The organism is Mycobacterium sp. SMC-21 (assembly GCF_045310825.1).
Classification (GTDB): domain Bacteria; phylum Actinomycetota; class Actinomycetes; order Mycobacteriales; family Mycobacteriaceae; genus Mycobacterium.
On sequence record NZ_JBJIAO010000009.1, the window covers coordinates 91,422 to 108,327 of the forward strand.

Sequence of the window (16,906 nt, forward strand, 5' to 3'; positions counted from 1 at the left end):
CATGACCCTGACCGCTCTTGGCAACGACTACTGGTCCATCGTCGGACACGGCGCGTCGGCCATCGCGCTGTACGCGATCGTCGGCGGCGCGCTGATGATCCTCGGCTTCTTCGTGATCGACTGGACCACGCCGGGACCGTTGCGCGAGCTGGTCCGCTCGGGCCGGCCGAATGCCGCGGCGGTGGCCGCCTCGGGGGTGCTGTCGATGGCCTTCATCGTGGTGCTGGCCATCTACAGCTCGTCGGGTGACCTGGCGGCCGGTCTGATCAAGACCCTGGTCTTCGGCCTGGTCGGCATTGCCGCACAGGCACTTTCGGTGCGCCTCATCGGTGCTGTCAAGGGCCTCGACATCGGCGAGATGCTCCACGAGGAGAAGTTCTCCCCGGTGGTGCTCGACGTCGCGGCCTCGTATCTGGCATTCGGCCTGATCGTCGCTGCCGCGATTCTCTGATCGCCGCTATTCGGGCGGCAGCAGGCTCGTCAGCGTCTCGCGGAACTGCCGGCGCTGGGCCGGGCTCAGGTCGGCCAACAGGGCGTCGTCGGCGGCGCGGATTCCGGCGACCGTCTTGCTCAGCAGGGTACGGCCGGACCGGGTCAGTTCGGTGGGCCGGGACCGTCCGGCAGCGACGGTCGACGGCCGGGTGATCAGCTCGCGGTCCTGCAGCGCGCGCACCACGATGTTCATCGCCTGTGGCGAGACCCCGACGAACCGCGCCATCTCGGCGTTGGACATGCCGGGCCGGTTGTCGACCATCCGCAGGCAGACGAACTGTGGGAAGGTCAGGCCGATCGGGTCGAGAACATTGGCGGTGATCTCGGCGCGCAGAGCAGTGGCGACCCGGTTGAGCAGATAGCCCAGGGGAGCTTCTTCACCTTCGAACATGTCAATTATATTGACATATATCAACCCCGTTGATAGACCGGAGGTATGACCAGACCCACAGATGCCCTGTTCGAAAGCGCGTACCGCGGCGAGGCCCCCGAGATGGGTGCCCGGCCCCCGTGGAGCATCGGCAGGCCGCAGCCCGAGATCGCCGCGCTGATCGACGCCGGCAAGGTCCACGGCGACGTCCTCGATGCCGGTTGCGGCGAGGCCGCCACCGCGATCTACCTGGCCGAGCGTGGCTTCACCACTGTGGGTCTGGACCAGTCGGCAACCGCCATCGAACTGGCCCGGGCCGAGGCCGCCCGCCGCGGCGCGCACAGCGCCAGCTTCGCGGTCGCCGACATCAGCGACTTCACCGGATACGACGGCCGCTTCGGCACCATCATCGACAGCACGCTGTTCCACTCCATGCCCGTCGAGCTCCGGGACGGCTACCAGCGCTCCATCGTGCGGGCCGCCGCGCCCGGCGCGACGTACATCGTCCTGGTCTTCGATCGCGGCGGCATGCCTGCCGGCCCGGCCAACCCGGTGACCGAGGACGAGCTGCGCGACGTCGTCGGCAAGTACTGGGTGATCGATGACATCTCGCCGGCCCGTATCCACGGCAACATGCCCGACGGTTTCGGCGCGACCGGCGCACCCGGCGGAGGTTTCGCCGACGTCGACGTCCGGGACGAGCCGAACGGACTCAAGTCGGTTCGCGCGTGGTTGTTGCAGGCGCACCTGGGGTAGTCCGCCAGGTGGCCGCCCGCCCATCGGGTTCCACCCTCCTTGCCTCCGGCTCGATCGCCATGAGGCAGGATGGAGCCGCTGCCGATCGCCGTGGCAGCTGTGACGTGTGGGGACCGAAGGAGTCTGATGGCCAGCCCAGACAACGAGGCAGACAACGGTGGCCACGGTTTGATCCGGCCGGCCTACCAGCGGGTGCTGCTCAAGCTCGGTGGTGAGATGTTCGGCGGCGGCGCGGTGGGTCTGGACCCCGATGTCGTCGCGCTGGTCGCCCGGCAGATCGCCGAGGTGGTGCGCGCCGGCGCCCAGGTCGCCGTCGTCATCGGTGGCGGCAACTTCTTCCGTGGTGCGCAGCTGCAGCAGCGCGGCATGGAGCGGACCCGCAGCGACTACATGGGCATGCTCGGCACCGTGATGAACAGCCTTGCGCTGCAAGACTTCCTGCAGAAGGAAGGCATCGACACCCGCGTGCAGACCGCCATCACCATGGGGCAGGTCGCCGAGCCGTACATCCCGCTGCGGGCGCGCCGGCACCTCGAGAAGGGTCGCGTCGTCATCTTCGGCGCCGGCATGGGCCTGCCGTACTTCTCCACCGACACCACCGCCGCGCAGCGTGCGCTGGAGATCGGTGCCGAGGTCGTCCTGATGGCCAAGGCCGTCGACGGCGTGTTCACCGCGGACCCGCGTGAGGTGCCCGACGCCCAGATGATCACCAGCATCACCCATCGTGAGGTGTTGGAACGCGACTTGAAGGTCGCCGATGCCACCGCGTTCAGCCTGTGCATGGACAATGGCATGCCGATGCTGGTCTTCAATCTGCTGACCGAAGGCAATATCGCGCGCGCGGTCGCGGGTGAGAAGATCGGAACGCTGGTCTCCAGCTAGAGCTGGGGCCGGGCGAGCGGGACTGACGGGAGAAGATGAAGTGATCGAGGAAACCCTCTTCGATGCCGAAGAGAAGATGGACAAGGCCGTCGCGGTGGCCCGTGACGACCTCGGGTCGATCCGCACCGGCCGGGCCAACCCGGGCATGTTCAACCGGATCAACATCGAGTACTACGGCTCGATGACGCCCATCACCCAGCTGGCGAGCATCAACGTCCCCGAGGCGCGCTTGGTCGTCATCAAGCCCTATGAGGCCAACCAGCTCAAGGCCATCGAGGACTCCATCCGGAACTCGGACCTCGGCGTCAACCCGAGCAACGACGGCAGCGTCATCCGCATCTCGATCCCGCAGCTGACCGAGGAACGCCGCCGGGAACTGGTCAAGCAGGCCAAGGGCAAGGGCGAGGACGCCAAGGTGTCGGTGCGCAACATCCGTCGCAAGGCGATGGACGAGCTGTCCCGGATCAAGAAGGACGGCGAGGCCGGCGAGGACGAGGTCGCGCGCGCCGAGAAGGATCTGGACAAGACGACCGCCACCTACACGGCTCAGATCGACGAGCTGGTCAAGCACAAGGAAGGCGAACTGCTCGAGGTCTGAGGATCTCCAGCCGTCCGCATCCGCACATTCGTGGCCACCGAAACCACCCCCACGGGGGAGCCCAAGAAGACATCGCGCGCCGGGCGCAACCTGCCCGCAGCCATCTCCGTCGGCGTCCTCCTGGGCGGCACCGTCATCGCCACCCTGCTGTTCGTCCCGCAGCTGTGGGTGGCGCTGGTGGCTCTGGCCGTCGCGCTGGCCACGCACGAGGTGGTGCGCCGGCTACGTGAGGGTGGCTATGCCGTCCCGGTGATCCCGCTGCTGATCGGCGGCCAGGCGATGATCTGGCTGACGTGGCCCTACCGGGAAGCCGGCGCCCTCGGGGCGTTCGGTGCCACGGTCGCGCTGTGCATGATCTGGCGGTTGTTGTCCGGCGGGCTCAAAGCGGCGCCGGTCAACTACACGCGCGACGTGTCGGTGACGATCTTCCTGGCGTCCTGGGTGCCGCTGTTCGGCGCCTTCACGGCGCTGCTGATCTACCCGCACCAGGGCGGCTACCATGAAGGCGCCATGCAGGTGTTCTGCATGATGCTGGGCGTCGTGGCCTCCGATATCGGCGGCTACACCGCAGGCGTGCTGTTCGGTAAGCATCCGATGGTGCCGGCGATCAGCCCGAAGAAGTCCTGGGAGGGCTTCAGCGGGTCGCTGCTGTTCAGCATCGTCGTCTCGGTGCTGTCGGTGCACTACCTGGCGGGCCGGCCGCTGTGGGTCGGCGTGCCGCTGGGCATCATGCTCGTCATCACCGGCACGCTCGGCGACCTGGTGGAGTCGCAGGTCAAGCGCGACCTCGGGATCAAGGACATGGGCACTCTGCTGCCCGGTCACGGCGGTCTGATGGACCGGATCGACTCGATTCTGCCGTCTGGAGTGGCGGCGTGGCTGGTGCTGGAGTTGCTGGCCTGACGGTCCGCGCCACGGCCCGCGAATTGAGCCAGCAGGCCAGCGCGCCGAGCACCAGACCGACCACCACACCGAGGTCTGGGCGCTGGCCCAGCAGCAGCCACGACAGCACGCCGGCGAGGGCCGGGATGACCGCGAACAGCATGGCCACCGCGGCGGCGCCGTAGCGATCGATCGCCCGCACGTACATCGTCATGCACAACGTCGCGTTGAGCAGCACCACAGCCCCCACCGCGAGGACGGCGGTGTGCACGTTGGTCACTGTCCACGGCATGACGGCGGCCAGGATCGCCACCGGGACCAAGGACGCCGCGTTCTGCACCGCCGCGGTGGCGCGGAAATCCACGCCGCGGCAGAACCGCTGCTGGTAGACGCCGCCCGAGGCCAGGGCCAGCAGCGAGACGACCAGCAACACGATCACCGCGTCGACGCCGCCGACCATCAGCAGCCGCTGGGCGCACGCGGCCAGTACCGCCAGTGCGCCCAGGATCAGGGCGACGACGCGCATGGCGGTCAGACGCTCGCCCAGGAACACGGCGGCCAGCAGCGCGGTGGCGACCGGGTTCATCGAGATGACGACGGCACCCAGCACCGCGGGAGCGCCGTGCATCAGTGCCAGGTACAGGCAGATGAACTGCACGGCCTGCGTGAGCAGGCCACTGATCACGACGTGCACCAGCCGCGTGCCAGTGGGCCATTTCACACGCGCGGCCAGGGCCCACGTGGACAGGATGGCGGCGGCGAGGCCGAATCGGAACACCAGCGTCGCCATGGGTGTCAGGGCCGAAACCGCAAGGGCACCAATGGGATAACCCAATGCGTAGACGAAGGCCAGGAGCGACGCGGGACGGGGCGGCATGGGCTCATGGTGAGTGTTCATAGACGCCGAGTCCAACGATTTTCGGCTGTGATTTCGTCCCGGGGGTGCCGTCGGTGCGATACTGAAGCCCGTTATGGCCGTTTCCCTTCCTCTGGTGTTCGATGCACCGCGCCGCGGCATGCCGCCGCGGCACCTGGCCGACCTCGATGCCGAGGGACGCGTGGCGGCCGTCACCGAGCTGGGATTGCCGAAGTTCCGGGCCAAGCAACTGGCCAACCAGTACTACGGGCGGTTGATCGCCGATCCGCACGAGATGACCGATCTGCCCGCATCGGTGCGCGATCAGGTGGCCTCGGCGCTGTTCCCCGACCTGATCACCCCCGCGAAGCAGATTCAGTGCGACGCCGGGGAGACCCGCAAGACCCTGTGGCGCGCGGTGGACGGCACCACGTTCGAGTCGGTGCTGATGCGCTACCCGCAGCGCAACACCGTCTGCATCTCGTCGCAGGCCGGCTGCGGCATGGCGTGCCCGTTCTGTGCCACCGGTCAGGGCGGCCTGAAGCGGAACCTCTCGACCGCCGAAATCCTGGAGCAGGTCCGCGCGGCGTCGGCCGCCATGCGCAACGAGCACGACGGCCGGCTGTCCAACATCGTCTTCATGGGCATGGGGGAGCCGCTGGCCAACTACAACCGGGTCGTGGCCGCCGTGCGCCGGATCACCGCGGCGCCGCCGGAGGGTTTCGGGATCAGCGCCCGGTCGGTGACGGTCTCGACCGTCGGCCTGGCACCCGCGATCCGCAAACTCGCCGACGAGAAGCTGGGGGTGACGCTGGCGCTGTCACTGCACACCCCCGACGACGAGCTGCGCGACACGCTGGTCCCAGTCAACAACCGGTGGAAGGTCTCCGAAGTTCTCGAGGCCGCCCGGTATTACGCCGACGTCACCGGTCGCCGGGTGTCGGTCGAGTACGCGCTGATCCGCGATGTCAATGACCAGCCTTGGCGCGCAGACCTTTTGGGCAAGAAACTGCACCGCGCGCTCGGTCCGCTGGTGCACGTGAACCTGATTCCGCTGAACCCGACCCCCGGCAGCGAGTGGGACGCGAGTCCCAAGCCGGTCGAGCGGGAGTTCGTGCGCCGGGTACAGGCCGCCGGGGTGTCCTGCACGGTGCGTGACACCCGCGGCCGCGAAATCGCCGCTGCCTGTGGGCAATTGGCGGCCGAGGGCTAGCCGGCTAGCGCAAACCGACGGCGTGCCGCAGCTGCGCCAGTAGTTGCTCGGTGTCGTCGCTCGGGACGAGGTAGTGCGACACCGCGATCCGGATGGCCGTGGCGGCCTTCAGTTCGGCGTTCGGCCCGGACAGCAGCTTCTGCAGGCGGGCACGCATGGTCGGCACCACGTTCGGCAGCTGGGCGAGCACGGCCTCCGGTTCGATGTCGATGACCCGTACGCCGGAATAGGTCTTCTGGTACTGCACGATGAATTGCAGTGCGGCATCGAGCTTTTCGTTGCCGCGCAGCCCTTCGGTGGCCGCGGTCATGCCGTCGACGAACAAGTCGCGCTCGTACCGTCCGAACGACTCGAGCAGCGCCTCCTTGGAGGCGAACCAGCGGTACAGGGTGGGCCGCGAGACGCCGGCCTGCGTGGCGACCTCGGACAGGCTGAGCTTGGTCTGGCCCTGACGGGCAAGCACTTCCGCGGTGGCCACCAGGATTCGGCTCGGGGTCGAGGCGTCCTCGACGGAGCTGCCCTGATTGCTCGCCGTGCTGTCCACGAAACCGATGGTACTACCCGGTAACTTAGTCGACGGTTCCGGTGAGTCCGAGTTCGGCCAGCGCTTTGCGGGTGGAATCAGCCAGTGCCGCTTTGGTGTTCGTCTCGCCCGGTTCCCATGCGGTGACCGTCACGATCATCGACGTCGGTGTCTGGCACAACACCAGGAACAGGTGGCCGTTCAGACGCTCGAGGTCCACCGGGGTCAGGCCCGGCTCGACCAGGCGGGCGTGGAAATTGTCGGCGTCGGTCCCGTCGGGCCGGTTGAACGCGGGCGGGAACTGGCCCAGGTTGGAGCAACCGATGGGCTTGCCGACCTTGAGCACCATCTTCTCGAGCCGCCGCACCGCGAACTTCGGCACCAGGGGAGTGAGGGGAAGCGGCGTGAGCATCATGCGGGTCCACTCGTCGACACCGGCCAGTTCGCGCTTGACGTCGCTGCGCAACTCGGACAGGTCGGTGCTGACCTTTTCGGGATCCGCCATCACGGTGATGGTGCTGAGGGCATTGCCCCGGGTGTCGCCCTCGGTGCGGATGTTGACGGGGAACGACAGCATGGCGCGGCCGTCGTCGCCCAACCGGCCCACCACCAGCCCGAGCCGGGCAGCGAGCGCGGCGAACAGCACGTTGCTGGTGCCGCCGAGGGCTTTCGCGCGCTGGTACCACTCGTCGATGCCGATGTGGACGACGACGAACGGCGGCGTCACCGGCGTGGTGATCCCGCTGGACACCGGCGCGCTCACCGATTTGGCCGACGCCGCCAGGTCGCCCTTCTGGTCGCGGGCGATCTTGACCGCGCCGACCACGGCCTTGAACCAACTGGGCACCGAGCGCACCGTCTGGCGGAGGTCTTCGCGCAGGGCCTCGCGCCGGGTACGGGCCCCGGCGATCGGGTAGCCGAGATCGCGCGGCGACCCGTTGACCGCGTCGGCGACGGCCTCGGCGATGGCCAGGCCGTCACCGACGGTGTGCGACACCACGAGCGACACGGCCGCGCCGCCGCCTTCGAGTTGCTGCACGCCGAGGTGCCACGGCGGACCGTGCTCGGGGTCGACGGGGATGTAGCCGCGTTCGTTGACCCAGTCGTTGATCTCGGAGACGGGCCGCGTCCCGGGAGCGATGTCGAGGTCCACCGGCCCGGTGGAGCGGACCCACCGGTGGCGGCCGAACGGCAGCGGCGACCGCTCGATGCGGCGGCCCAGCAGGCCGCCGCTACCCAGGTTGCGGTGCAGGCGGCGCAGGCCATCCAGGTTCACCGGATGTTCGTAGATCCAGGTGTATTGGATGAGCGGGCCGCGGCCCAGCGCCCGTAAGCCGGTGAAGGAGGCTTGATCTCCCAGGTCGATCGTGTTGTCGGCTACGGTCATGTCGCGAATGTTACCCAGCCCACAATATTTCGCTGCGCGAGCCTGTGAGTTGTCTGGGGGAAGGTCATCTGGCGAATCGGTCGGGAGGGCCTGCCACGCTATGATGGATTGAGAATTTCTTCAATCCATCAAATAGGGGGCCGTAGATGGTCGACAGCGCTCGACGGTCCCGAACGGCCGCTGTACGAGATCAAGGCGAACCTCTTCAAAGCGCTGGCGCACCCAGCGCGCATCCGGGTGCTGGAGATCCTGTCGACCTCCGAGGGCCCGACTCCGGTGAGCGACATCCTCGCGGCCAGCGATATCGAACCGACGCTGCTCTCCCAGCATCTGGCCGTGCTCAAACGTCATCACGTGGTCAGCGGCTACCGGGCCGGCAACGCGGTGTACTACACGCTGGCGCATCCGAAGATCGCCGAACTGCTGCTCATCGCGCGGACCTTCCTCGCCGATACCCTTGCCGCCCAACGTGATCAGCTCGATGCCGTCGGCTCGTTGCCGCCGATCGGCACCAGCCGATGACCACGCTCACCGCCGACCGCATCACCCGGCTGCTGCCGTCGCGCGCGGACTATGCCGGCCTGAGTCGCTCGTGGCGCCGCGATGTCCTCGCCGGCGTGACGGTCGGAGTGGTCGCGTTGCCGCTCGCGCTGGCGTTCGGCATCAGTTCGGGTGTAGGTGCGGCGGCCGGTCTCGTCACGGCGGTTGTGGCGGGTCTGGTGGCCGCGGTCTTCGGCGGATCGCACGTTCAGGTATCGGGGCCGACCGGGGCGATGACGGTGGTGCTGGCGCCGATCGTCGCGCAGTACGGACTGGGCAGCGTCGCCGCGGTCACGATCCTGGCCGGGATCATCGTCGCGGTGGCCGGCCTCACCGGCGTGGGACGCGCGGTGACGTTCATTCCGTGGCCGGTGATCGAAGGATTCACCCTCGGCATCGCGGCCATCATCTTCCTGCAGCAGGTTCCGGCCGCATTCGGGCAGGCGGCACCGGCCGGACGGTCCCCGTTGGTGGCCGCGGGCGTCGTCGTCTCGCACATCGATATGGACGCGGCGCGGCCGGCTCTGCTCGTCACAGCGCTGGTGGCGGTCCTGATGATCGGGCTGCCCAGGCTGCATCCCGCGGTACCGGCGTCCCTGGTGGCCGTTGTTGTGGCGACCGCACTGGTGGCCGGTACCGGAATGTCCGCGCCCCGCATCGGGGAGCTGCCGTCGCGGCTGCCCGCTCCCGTCTGGCCGCACGCCGACCTCGCGGTGCTGCACTCCCTGTTCGGCGCGGCACTGGCGATCGCCGCGCTGGCCGCCATCGAATCGCTGCTGTCGGCGCGGGTCGCGGCGACGATGTCCCCGACGGGGCCCTACGATCCGAACCGCGAACTGGTGGGACAAGGGTTGGCGTCGGTCGCATCCGGGGTGTTCGGCGGTATGCCGGCCACCGGCGCCATCGCCCGCACCGCGGTCAACGTGCGGTCCGGCGCGCGAACCCGCGTCGCGGCCATCGTGCACGCGCTGGTGTTGCTCGCCGTGGTGTACCTCGTCAGCGGACTGGTCGGGACCATTCCGCTCGCGGCGCTCTCGGCCGTGTTGATGGTGACGGCGTTCCGGATGATCTCGCCGCACACGGTCATGCGGATTCTGCGGTCGACGCGTTCGGACGCGCTGACGTTTGTGCTGACCGCAACCGTCACAGTCTGTTTCGACCTGATCCAGGCCGTCGAGATCGGGATCGCGGCGACGGCGTTGTTCGCGCTGCGCACCCTGGCCCGGCGCAGCAGCGTCACCCGCGAGGACTTGCCGGGGCCGTATGTGCCGGGCGACGAGCGCATCGCGCTGCTGCGGCTCGACGGGGCCATGTTCTTCGGTGCGGCCGAACGGCTTTCGGCCGCGATCACCGATGGCAACCATCCCGAGACGTCGGTGGTGATCATCCGGCTGTCGCAACTCGGCATGCTCGATGCCACGGGTGCGCACACCCTGACGCAGATCGTCGAAGACCTCGAGGCGCGGGGTATCACCGTGATCATCAAGGGCGTCCGGCCCGAGCATCGCGACCTCCTCGCCGGTGTCGGGATCATCGACTCCCTGCGCCACGAGAACCATCTCATCGAGAACTTGGACGATGCCATCGCCCACGCCCGCAGCCACACCACCCGGTAGCGCCGCGAAAACCCATCTAGACGAAGGAACCCGAGATGAGCCTGACCGACCACGCGCGGCCCAGCGACGACGTCACCGTCCACACCACCGCCATCCACCGCGTGATCGACGAGCGCGCCAACGGCCATGCCGCGCAACGGAAAGCGTCCGAGGTGGTACCGGGCTCGGGTGTCCTGGTGATCACCCGCGGCCCCGGTCCCGGCGGTCAGTTCCTGCTCGCCGACGATGTCGTCGCCGCCGGCCGGCACCCCGACAGCGCCGTCTTTCTCGACGACGTCACCGTCAGCCGCACCCACGCTGAAATCCGTTGGCTCGACGACGAATACTGGATCATCGACGCCGGCAGCCTGAATGGCACCTACGTCAACGGGACCCAGGTTCAGTCCCTCCCGCTCACCAGCGGCGACGAAATCCAGATCGGTAAGTTCCGGCTCAGCTTCACCTGCCTGCCCCAAGGCCGGTGACCGCGCCGGCACCGATCGGGGCCGTCCGTCGATCCGTGCCGTACATAATGTGCCGGTGGATGAGCAGTCGCCCGACAGGGTTGTGAGCAAGGAAGCCGCGATCGGACCGGAGGCACGGTTGTCGTGGCTGCTGTCGTGGTTGGCCGGCATGATCGGCGCGGTCGCGTTCCTGCACAGCGCCGGATACTTCGTCACGTTCATGACGGGCAACACCGAACGGGCCGTGCTCGGCTGGTTCGACGTCGCCGAACGGCAGAAGGTGTCCGGAGCCGGGCCGCAGGCGGCCTTGTGGTTGATGGCCTGCTTCCTCGCGGGGGTCTTCGTGGCGTCGGTCCTGCGGCGCAAGTACTGGCAGAACCATCCGCACGGCGCGACGGCCCTGGTGACCGTTGGCCTGTTGGTGGCGTCGGTCGTCGAGCTCTATGAGGACGGCTGGTACTACGAGGACGTCAACTTCACCGGAATCCTGATCATCTGTTTCTCGGTGGGCGCGCTGAACACCAGCTTCGTCAAGAACGGTGAGGTAGCGGTACCGCTCAGCTACGTCACCGGCACGGTCGTCAAGCTGGGACAGGGGCTGGAACGCCACATCTGCGGCAACGGCACCGTCTACGACTGGCTCGGCTATCTCGCCCTGCTGGGGTCGTTCATGATCGGCGCGGGCGTGGGTGGCGGGCTCGCGGACCGCCTCACCGGCCCGCAGCTGATCGGCACCGTTGGATTGATCTGTGGCGCAACGACACTCGTGACGTTCTTCCATTCGGACAAGCGGCACCGGGAGCCCGAGGCCGCCGCCTAGAACGCGTCAACGACAAAGGCCACGAACTCGCGAGAGTTCGTGGCCTTTGCCGTAAAAGATCGAGGTCAGCGGATCCAGCCGCGACGACGCAGCCACCAGCCGCGCACGACGATCACCATGATCAGGATGGCGAAGCCGATCAGCCAGGCGTCCTCGACGTGGCCGACGTGGTTACCGCGCAGCATCACCAGCAGGAAGATGGCCGACAGGATGCCACCGGCCTGAATCACGCCGCGGTTCATCTTGGACCAGCCCCACTCGGCAGAGGGGACGTCCTCGACGTCGACTCCGGTGCTTCGTTCGACCTCGGTGGTGGCCACGGCTACTCCTTAACGATCCGGTGGATTGCCGACATTCTTACATACGACGCTCGGTCGTATTCGTGGGAGGAGCGCTGCGGGTGGGTGTCGTCGGCGCGGGCGCCGCGATGTGTGGCGTCAAAATGACGCTTGTGGTGACACCGTAATGGTGTCATATTGGTGTCATGGATCTGCAACCGTATGTCGACGGAGTTCGGCTGGAGTTGGAAATCGCCGCTGCGGCCGGCGGCGAGGAAGCCGCTGAACTCGCCGAACGGCTCACCGCGCCGCTGGACTCCGCCTTGCGGCTCGCGCTGCTCGAGGCGCTGTCGGAGGCGGCCGAGCACATCACCCGCGAGCTGGCGCCCGCGTCGGTCGACGTGCGCCTGCGCGGTCGAGACCCGGAATTCGCCGTGACCGGGCTGTCGGCCGAAGCCGATCCACGCAGTGCCGACCCCGATGCGGAGCTGCCTGACGGGGACGTCGCAGTCCCGGCCGGCGACGACGGCGGCACGTGGCGCGTCACCCTCCGGCTGCCCGAGGGGCTGCGCAGCGGCGTGGACGCCGCCGCCCGGCGCGACGGCCTGTCGGTCAACGCCTGGCTGGTTCGCGCGGTCGGCGCCGCGCTCGGCGGGCCGGCGCCACGTGACCGGAAGCGCGGCAACACCGTCACCGGCTGGGTCCGCTGACGACGCCGAACCGAAGAAAACCCATCCACCGATCGGAGACCACAATGCGAACCTTTCCCACGCCCGGCCCCATCACCGCCACGATCGAACTGGGTGCCGGCGCGGTGCGCATCACCGCCGCCGACCGCGCTGACACCGAGGTGCGCGTCACGCCGCGTGACCCGCTGCGGGCAGCCGACGTCCGAGGGGCCGAGCAGGCGCACATCGATTTCGCCAACGGCGCGCTGACGGTGACCGTCGGCAAGAAACTGCTGTCACTGTCGCGCGGCGCGGTCAACGTCGACATCGCGATGCCGTCGCTGTCGAGGCTCGCTGTCGCGGTGTCGTCAGCGGACCTGCGGGTCGACGGCACGATCGGCGACTGCCGGTTCGACGCTGCCAGTGGCACCGCTGCGCTCGACGCTGTCGAGGGAAACATCAAGGCCGCCACCGCTTCCGGTGACGTTGCCGCTCGTCGCGTGGTGGGCAACGCCAACGTAGCCACGGCGTCGGGGGAGCTGTCGATCGACGGCCTCGACGGCGGCCTGAAGTTCCAGGCGGCCAGCGGTTCGGCGACCGTCGGCACCTTGCGCGGGAGCGTGCACAGCCGGACCGCATCCGGATCGCTGACCGTCGCCGGCGCCGAGTCGGGATCGATCTCCGCCGCGACCGCCAGCGGCGACGTCGAGGTCGGCGTGGCCCAGGGGACCGCCGCGAACCTCGATCTGGACAGCCGGTCGGGGACCGTGCGCAGCGACCTGACTCCCGCCGCGGGCCCCGAGCACGACGACCGGCGGCTGACCGTGCACGCCCGCACCGCCTCGGGCGACATCACGATCCGCCGCGCCACGACCGTGCCTGCCTGACGCGGCCCGTCCCGGCGATCCGTCATTGCTGATCTGGATGTGCCACCGACGGCGCCGAAGCCAGGCCGGGGCGGCACAATAGAGACGTGAGTGAGCGGCTACGAGTCCTGGTGCTCGGCAGTACCGGGTCGATCGGTACCCAGGCGCTGGAGGTGATCGCCGCCAACCCCGACCGGTTCGAGATCGTCGGCCTGGCGGCCGGCGGCGGCAACGCCGAACTGCTGGCCCGGCAGCGCACCGAGACCGGCGTCACCAACATCGCCGTTGCCGACCCCACCGCAGCCGAGCGCATCGGCGACGTCACCTACGCGGGTGACGACGCCGCCACTCGGCTGGTCGAGGACACCGAGGCCGACGTCGTCCTCAACTCTCTGGTCGGCGCGCTCGGTTTGAAGCCGACGCTGGCCGCACTGCACTCGGGTGCCCGGCTCGCCCTCGCGAACAAGGAATCGCTGGTCGCCGGCGGCCCGCTGGTGCTCAAGGCGGCGCAGCCCGGCCAGATCGTGCCCGTCGACTCCGAACATTCGGCGCTGGCCCAGTGCCTGCGCGGTGGCACCGCCGACGAAGTGGCCCGCCTGGTGCTCACCGCGTCGGGCGGACCGTTCCGCGGTTGGGCGGCCAAGGACCTCGAGGCCGTCACGCCCGAGCAGGCCGGTGCCCACCCGACCTGGTCCATGGGCCCGATGAACACCCTGAACTCGGCGTCGCTGGTCAACAAGGGGCTCGAGCTCATCGAGACCCACCTGCTGTTCGGCATCGACTACGACCGCATCGACGTCGTGGTGCACCCGCAGTCCATCGTGCATTCGATGGTCACGTTCACCGACGGCTCGACGCTTGCGCAGGCCAGCCCGCCCGACATGAAGCTGCCCATCGCGCTGGCGCTGGGCTGGCCGGCCCGCGTCCCGGGCGCCGCCTCGGCGTGCGACTGGACCACGGCGGCGACCTGGGAGTTCGAGCCACTGGACGACGACGTCTTCCCTGCGGTCCGGCTGGCCCGCGAGGCGGGTACCCGCGGCGGTTGCCTGACCGCGGTCTACAACGCCGCCAACGAAGAGGCCGCGGCCGCGTTCCTCGACGGCCGGATCACGTTCCCGGCGATCGTGCGGACCGTTGCTGAAGTGCTGGGCGCTGCGGATCAATGGGCCGCCGAACCCAGTACCGTGGATGACGTACTCGATGCGCAGGATTGGGCCCGGGACCGGGCGCGGCGCATCGTCGCACAGGAGGTTGTGCCCGCCCGATGATGTTCGTGATCGGTATTGCGCTCTTCGCGCTGGCCATTCTGGTCTCGGTGGCCCTGCACGAGTGCGGTCACATGTGGGTCGCCCGGGCCACCGGGATGAAGGTGCGGCGGTACTTCGTCGGCTTCGGCCCGACGCTGTGGTCCACGCACCGGCCCAACCGGCTCGGCACCACCGAATACGGGCTCAAGGCCGTGCCGCTGGGCGGCTTCTGCGACATCGCGGGCATGACGTCGGTCGACGAGATCGCGCCGCAGGACGAGCCCTACGCGATGTACAAGCAGAAGGTGTGGAAGCGCGTCGCCGTCCTGTTCGCCGGACCGGCGATGAACTTCATCATCGGCCTGGTGCTGATCTACGGCATCGCCGTCACGTGGGGCCTGCCCAACCTGCACCCGACGACGACCGCGGAGATCGGTGAGACCGCCTGTGTGGCGCCGCAGATCACCAAGACGGGGGACAACCTGTTCGGGCCGTGCCCGCACCCGGGCGCCGGCCCCGCCGCGGCGGCGGGCCTGAAGGCCGGTGACACGGTGGTCAAGGTCGGCGACAAGCCGGTCAGCACCTTCGAGGAGATGGCGAAGGCCATCCGTGGCCTGAGCGGCACTGTCCCGGTCGTCTACGAACGCGGCGGCCAGACGTTCACCACCACCGTCAACGTCGAGCAGACGCAGCGATTCACGAACAAAGACTCCGACACCGCTGCAACGGTCGGTGCCATCGGCGTGACCGCGGCGCCGCAGCCCGGACCGACGCAGTACAACGTGCTGACCGCAGTGCCCGCGACGTTCACCTTCACCGGCGATCTGGCCGTCGAACTGGGCAAGTCGCTGGCGAAGATCCCGACCAAGGTCGGTGCCCTGATCCACTCGATCGGCGGCGGCGAGCGCGACAAGGAGACCCCGATCAGCGTCGTCGGGGCCAGCATCATCGGCGGCGACACCGTCGACCGCGGCCTGTGGGTGATGTTCTGGTTCTTCCTGGCGCAGCTGAACTTCGTGCTGGGCGCGGTGAACCTGCTGCCGCTGCTGCCGTTCGACGGTGGACACATCGCGGTCGCGGTCTTCGAGAAGCTGCGCAATATGATTCGCGCGTCCCGTGGCAAAGTCGCCGCGGCGCCCGTGAACTACCTCAAGCTGATGCCTGCCACCTACGTCGTGCTGGTGGTGATCGGCGGCTACATGCTGCTGACCGTGACGGCAGACCTTGTGAACCCCATTCGAATCTTCCAGTAGGAGACCGTGATGACCTCCATCGGTTTGGGTATGCCGGGTGTCGGTAGTGAACCGCCGGCCCCGCCGACCCTGGCGCCGCGCCGCAAGACCCGTCAGCTGATGGTGCGCGACGTCGGCGTCGGCAGTGACTACCCGATCGCGGTGCAGTCGATGTGCACCACGAAGACCCACGACGTGAACGCCACGCTGCAGCAGATCGCCGAGCTGACGGCGTCCGGTTGCGACATCGTGCGCGTGGCCTGTCCGCGGCAGGAGGACGCCGACGCGCTGGCAGAGATCGCTCGCCACAGCCAGATTCCGGTGATCGCCGACATCCACTTCCAGCCCAAGTACATCTTCGCGGCCATCGACGCCGGCTGCGCCGCGGTGCGCGTGAACCCGGGCAACATCAAGGAGTTCGACGGCCGGGTCAAGGAGGTCGCCAAGGCCGCCGGTGCTGCCGGCATCCCGATCCGCATCGGCGTCAACGCCGGTTCGCTGGACCCGCGGCTGCTCGAGAAGTACGGCAAGGCGACCCCGGAGGCGCTCGTCGAGTCGGCGCTGTGGGAGGCCTCGCTGTTCGAGGAACACGGCTTCGGTGACATCAAGATCAGCGTCAAGCACAACGACCCGGTGATCATGGTCGAGGCCTACCGGCAGCTGGCCGCGAAGTGCGACTACCCGCTGCACCTCGGCGTGACCGAGGCCGGTCCGGCGTTCCAGGGGACCATCAAGAGCGCCGTCGCGTTCGGGGCGCTGCTGAGCGAGGGCATCGGCGACACCATCCGGGTGTCCCTGTCCGCACCGCCGGTGGAAGAGGTCAAGGTCGGTAACCAGATCCTGGAGTCGCTGAACTTGCGGCCCCGCGGCCTGGAGATCGTGTCGTGCCCGTCCTGCGGACGTGCCCAGGTGGACGTCTACAAGCTCGCGAACGCGGTGTCGGCCGGCCTCGACGGGCTCGACGTGCCGCTGCGCGTGGCCGTCATGGGCTGCGTCGTCAACGGGCCGGGCGAGGCACGCGAGGCGGACCTCGGCGTGGCGTCCGGCAACGGCAAGGGCCAGATTTTCGTGCGCGGCGAGGTGATCAAGACCGTGCCCGAGTCGCAGATCGTCGAGACCCTGATCGAAGAGGCGATGCGAATCGCCGCCGAGTCGGGAACCGATGCGAGCGGTTCGCCCGTCGTAACCGTAAGCTGAGCACAGTTCTGTGACTACGGTCACGGACAGCCCCAACTAG

20 protein-coding genes are annotated in these 16,906 nt (G+C 68.4%); 15 read left to right on the forward strand and 5 right to left on the reverse strand.

What is annotated here, in order from left to right; translation table 11 throughout:
• The first annotated feature begins 1 nt into the window (after position 1).
• Complete coding sequence (locus ACJH6H_RS11905; protein WP_406774909.1) at positions 2-451, forward strand: DUF350 domain-containing protein; 450 nt, start codon at positions 2-4, stop codon at positions 449-451.
• 6 nt (positions 452-457) lie between these two features.
• On the opposite strand, the gene ACJH6H_RS11910 is transcribed toward ACJH6H_RS11905, so the two are convergent.
• The gene (locus ACJH6H_RS11910; protein ID WP_133425993.1) at positions 458-883 is read right to left on the reverse strand and encodes a MarR family winged helix-turn-helix transcriptional regulator; all 426 of its coding nucleotides are present in this window, start codon (positions 881-883) and stop codon (positions 458-460) included.
• 45 nt (positions 884-928) lie between these two features.
• Here ACJH6H_RS11910 and ACJH6H_RS11915 point away from each other — a divergent pair, with 45 nt between their 5' ends.
• The 4 genes from ACJH6H_RS11915 to ACJH6H_RS11930 all read left to right on the forward strand — a co-directional run bounded on the left by ACJH6H_RS11915 (position 929) and on the right by ACJH6H_RS11930 (position 4,001).
• Positions 929-1,618: a class I SAM-dependent methyltransferase gene (locus tag ACJH6H_RS11915; protein ID WP_406774910.1), complete on the forward strand. Its 690-nt coding sequence runs from the start codon at positions 929-931 to the stop codon at positions 1,616-1,618.
• Between the two features lie 126 nt (positions 1,619-1,744).
• Complete coding sequence (gene pyrH, locus ACJH6H_RS11920) at positions 1,745-2,500, forward strand: UMP kinase (protein WP_406774911.1); 756 nt, start codon at positions 1,745-1,747, stop codon at positions 2,498-2,500.
• A 40-nt stretch (positions 2,501-2,540) separates the two neighbouring features.
• On the forward strand, positions 2,541-3,098 hold the full coding sequence (frr, locus tag ACJH6H_RS11925) for a ribosome recycling factor (protein WP_212811834.1): 558 nt from the start codon (positions 2,541-2,543) through the stop codon (positions 3,096-3,098).
• Between the two features lie 30 nt (positions 3,099-3,128).
• Positions 3,129-4,001, forward strand: coding sequence for a phosphatidate cytidylyltransferase (locus ACJH6H_RS11930; protein ID WP_020102016.1), 873 nt, complete (start codon positions 3,129-3,131; stop codon positions 3,999-4,001).
• Here ACJH6H_RS11930 and ACJH6H_RS11935 read toward each other — a convergent pair.
• Entirely contained in the window at positions 3,892-4,857 is a 966-nt protein-coding gene (locus ACJH6H_RS11935; protein WP_212811833.1) for a DMT family transporter, read from the reverse strand. The genes ACJH6H_RS11930 and ACJH6H_RS11935 overlap by 110 nt on opposite strands.
• Before the next feature lie 94 nt (positions 4,858-4,951).
• Here ACJH6H_RS11935 and rlmN point away from each other — a divergent pair, with 94 nt between their 5' ends.
• Positions 4,952-6,049 carry a 23S rRNA (adenine(2503)-C(2))-methyltransferase RlmN gene (gene rlmN / locus ACJH6H_RS11940; RefSeq protein ID WP_212811832.1) on the forward strand — a complete coding sequence of 366 codons (1,098 nt, stop codon included), beginning with the start codon at positions 4,952-4,954 and terminating at the stop codon, positions 6,047-6,049.
• Between the two features lie 4 nt (positions 6,050-6,053).
• Here the strand turns inward: rlmN and ACJH6H_RS11945 are convergent, their stop codons facing one another.
• Both ACJH6H_RS11945 and ACJH6H_RS11950 read right to left on the reverse strand, forming a co-directional pair.
• Positions 6,054-6,593 carry a TetR/AcrR family transcriptional regulator gene (locus ACJH6H_RS11945; RefSeq protein ID WP_212811831.1) on the reverse strand — a complete coding sequence of 180 codons (540 nt, stop codon included), beginning with the start codon at positions 6,591-6,593 and terminating at the stop codon, positions 6,054-6,056.
• A 25-nt stretch (positions 6,594-6,618) separates the two neighbouring features.
• Positions 6,619-7,959, reverse strand: a complete 1,341-nt coding sequence (locus tag ACJH6H_RS11950; protein WP_212811830.1) for a hypothetical protein — start codon at positions 7,957-7,959, stop codon at positions 6,619-6,621.
• 108 nt (positions 7,960-8,067) lie between these two features.
• Between ACJH6H_RS11950 and ACJH6H_RS11955 the strand changes: the two genes are divergently transcribed.
• Genes ACJH6H_RS11955 through ACJH6H_RS11970 form a run of 4 tightly spaced genes read left to right on the forward strand, consistent with a single transcriptional unit; the run spans position 8,068 to position 11,378 of the window.
• Positions 8,068-8,481, forward strand: a complete 414-nt coding sequence (locus ACJH6H_RS11955) for an ArsR/SmtB family transcription factor (protein WP_406774912.1) — start codon at positions 8,068-8,070, stop codon at positions 8,479-8,481.
• Complete coding sequence (locus ACJH6H_RS11960) at positions 8,478-10,115, forward strand: SulP family inorganic anion transporter (protein WP_212811829.1); 1,638 nt, start codon at positions 8,478-8,480, stop codon at positions 10,113-10,115. Before ACJH6H_RS11955 ends, ACJH6H_RS11960 begins: the two co-directional genes overlap by 4 nt.
• Positions 10,116-10,150: 35 nt before the next feature.
• The gene (locus ACJH6H_RS11965; protein ID WP_406774913.1) at positions 10,151-10,579 is read left to right on the forward strand and encodes an FHA domain-containing protein; all 429 of its coding nucleotides are present in this window, start codon (positions 10,151-10,153) and stop codon (positions 10,577-10,579) included.
• A gap of 55 nt (positions 10,580-10,634) precedes the next feature.
• Positions 10,635-11,378 carry a YoaK family protein gene (locus tag ACJH6H_RS11970; RefSeq protein ID WP_318984326.1) on the forward strand — a complete coding sequence of 248 codons (744 nt, stop codon included), beginning with the start codon at positions 10,635-10,637 and terminating at the stop codon, positions 11,376-11,378.
• A 65-nt stretch (positions 11,379-11,443) separates the two neighbouring features.
• Here ACJH6H_RS11970 and ACJH6H_RS11975 read toward each other — a convergent pair whose 3' ends face one another.
• On the reverse strand, positions 11,444-11,698 hold the full coding sequence (locus ACJH6H_RS11975; RefSeq protein WP_212811827.1) for a DUF2631 domain-containing protein: 255 nt from the start codon (positions 11,696-11,698) through the stop codon (positions 11,444-11,446).
• A gap of 164 nt (positions 11,699-11,862) precedes the next feature.
• Here ACJH6H_RS11975 and ACJH6H_RS11980 point away from each other — a divergent pair, with 164 nt between their 5' ends.
• From ACJH6H_RS11980 to ispG, 5 genes are all read left to right on the forward strand, one after another.
• A complete protein-coding gene (locus ACJH6H_RS11980) occupies positions 11,863-12,366 on the forward strand; it encodes a histidine kinase (RefSeq protein ID WP_406774914.1) in 504 nt (167 codons plus the stop codon).
• Positions 12,367-12,410: 44 nt separating this feature from the next.
• On the forward strand, positions 12,411-13,211 hold the full coding sequence (locus ACJH6H_RS11985) for a DUF4097 family beta strand repeat-containing protein (protein WP_406774915.1): 801 nt from the start codon (positions 12,411-12,413) through the stop codon (positions 13,209-13,211).
• A gap of 86 nt (positions 13,212-13,297) precedes the next feature.
• Complete coding sequence (gene dxr, locus ACJH6H_RS11990) at positions 13,298-14,458, forward strand: 1-deoxy-D-xylulose-5-phosphate reductoisomerase (protein WP_406774916.1); 1,161 nt, start codon at positions 13,298-13,300, stop codon at positions 14,456-14,458.
• Positions 14,455-15,690 (forward strand): M50 family metallopeptidase, encoded by a 1,236-nt coding sequence (locus ACJH6H_RS11995; protein ID WP_406774917.1) that lies wholly within the window; start codon positions 14,455-14,457, stop codon positions 15,688-15,690. The genes dxr and ACJH6H_RS11995 overlap by 4 nt, the downstream gene beginning before the upstream one ends.
• 9 nt (positions 15,691-15,699) lie before the next feature.
• Positions 15,700-16,866 (forward strand): flavodoxin-dependent (E)-4-hydroxy-3-methylbut-2-enyl-diphosphate synthase, encoded by a 1,167-nt coding sequence (gene ispG, locus ACJH6H_RS12000; RefSeq protein WP_061009581.1) that lies wholly within the window; start codon positions 15,700-15,702, stop codon positions 16,864-16,866.
• Positions 16,867-16,906: the final 40 nt, after the last annotated feature.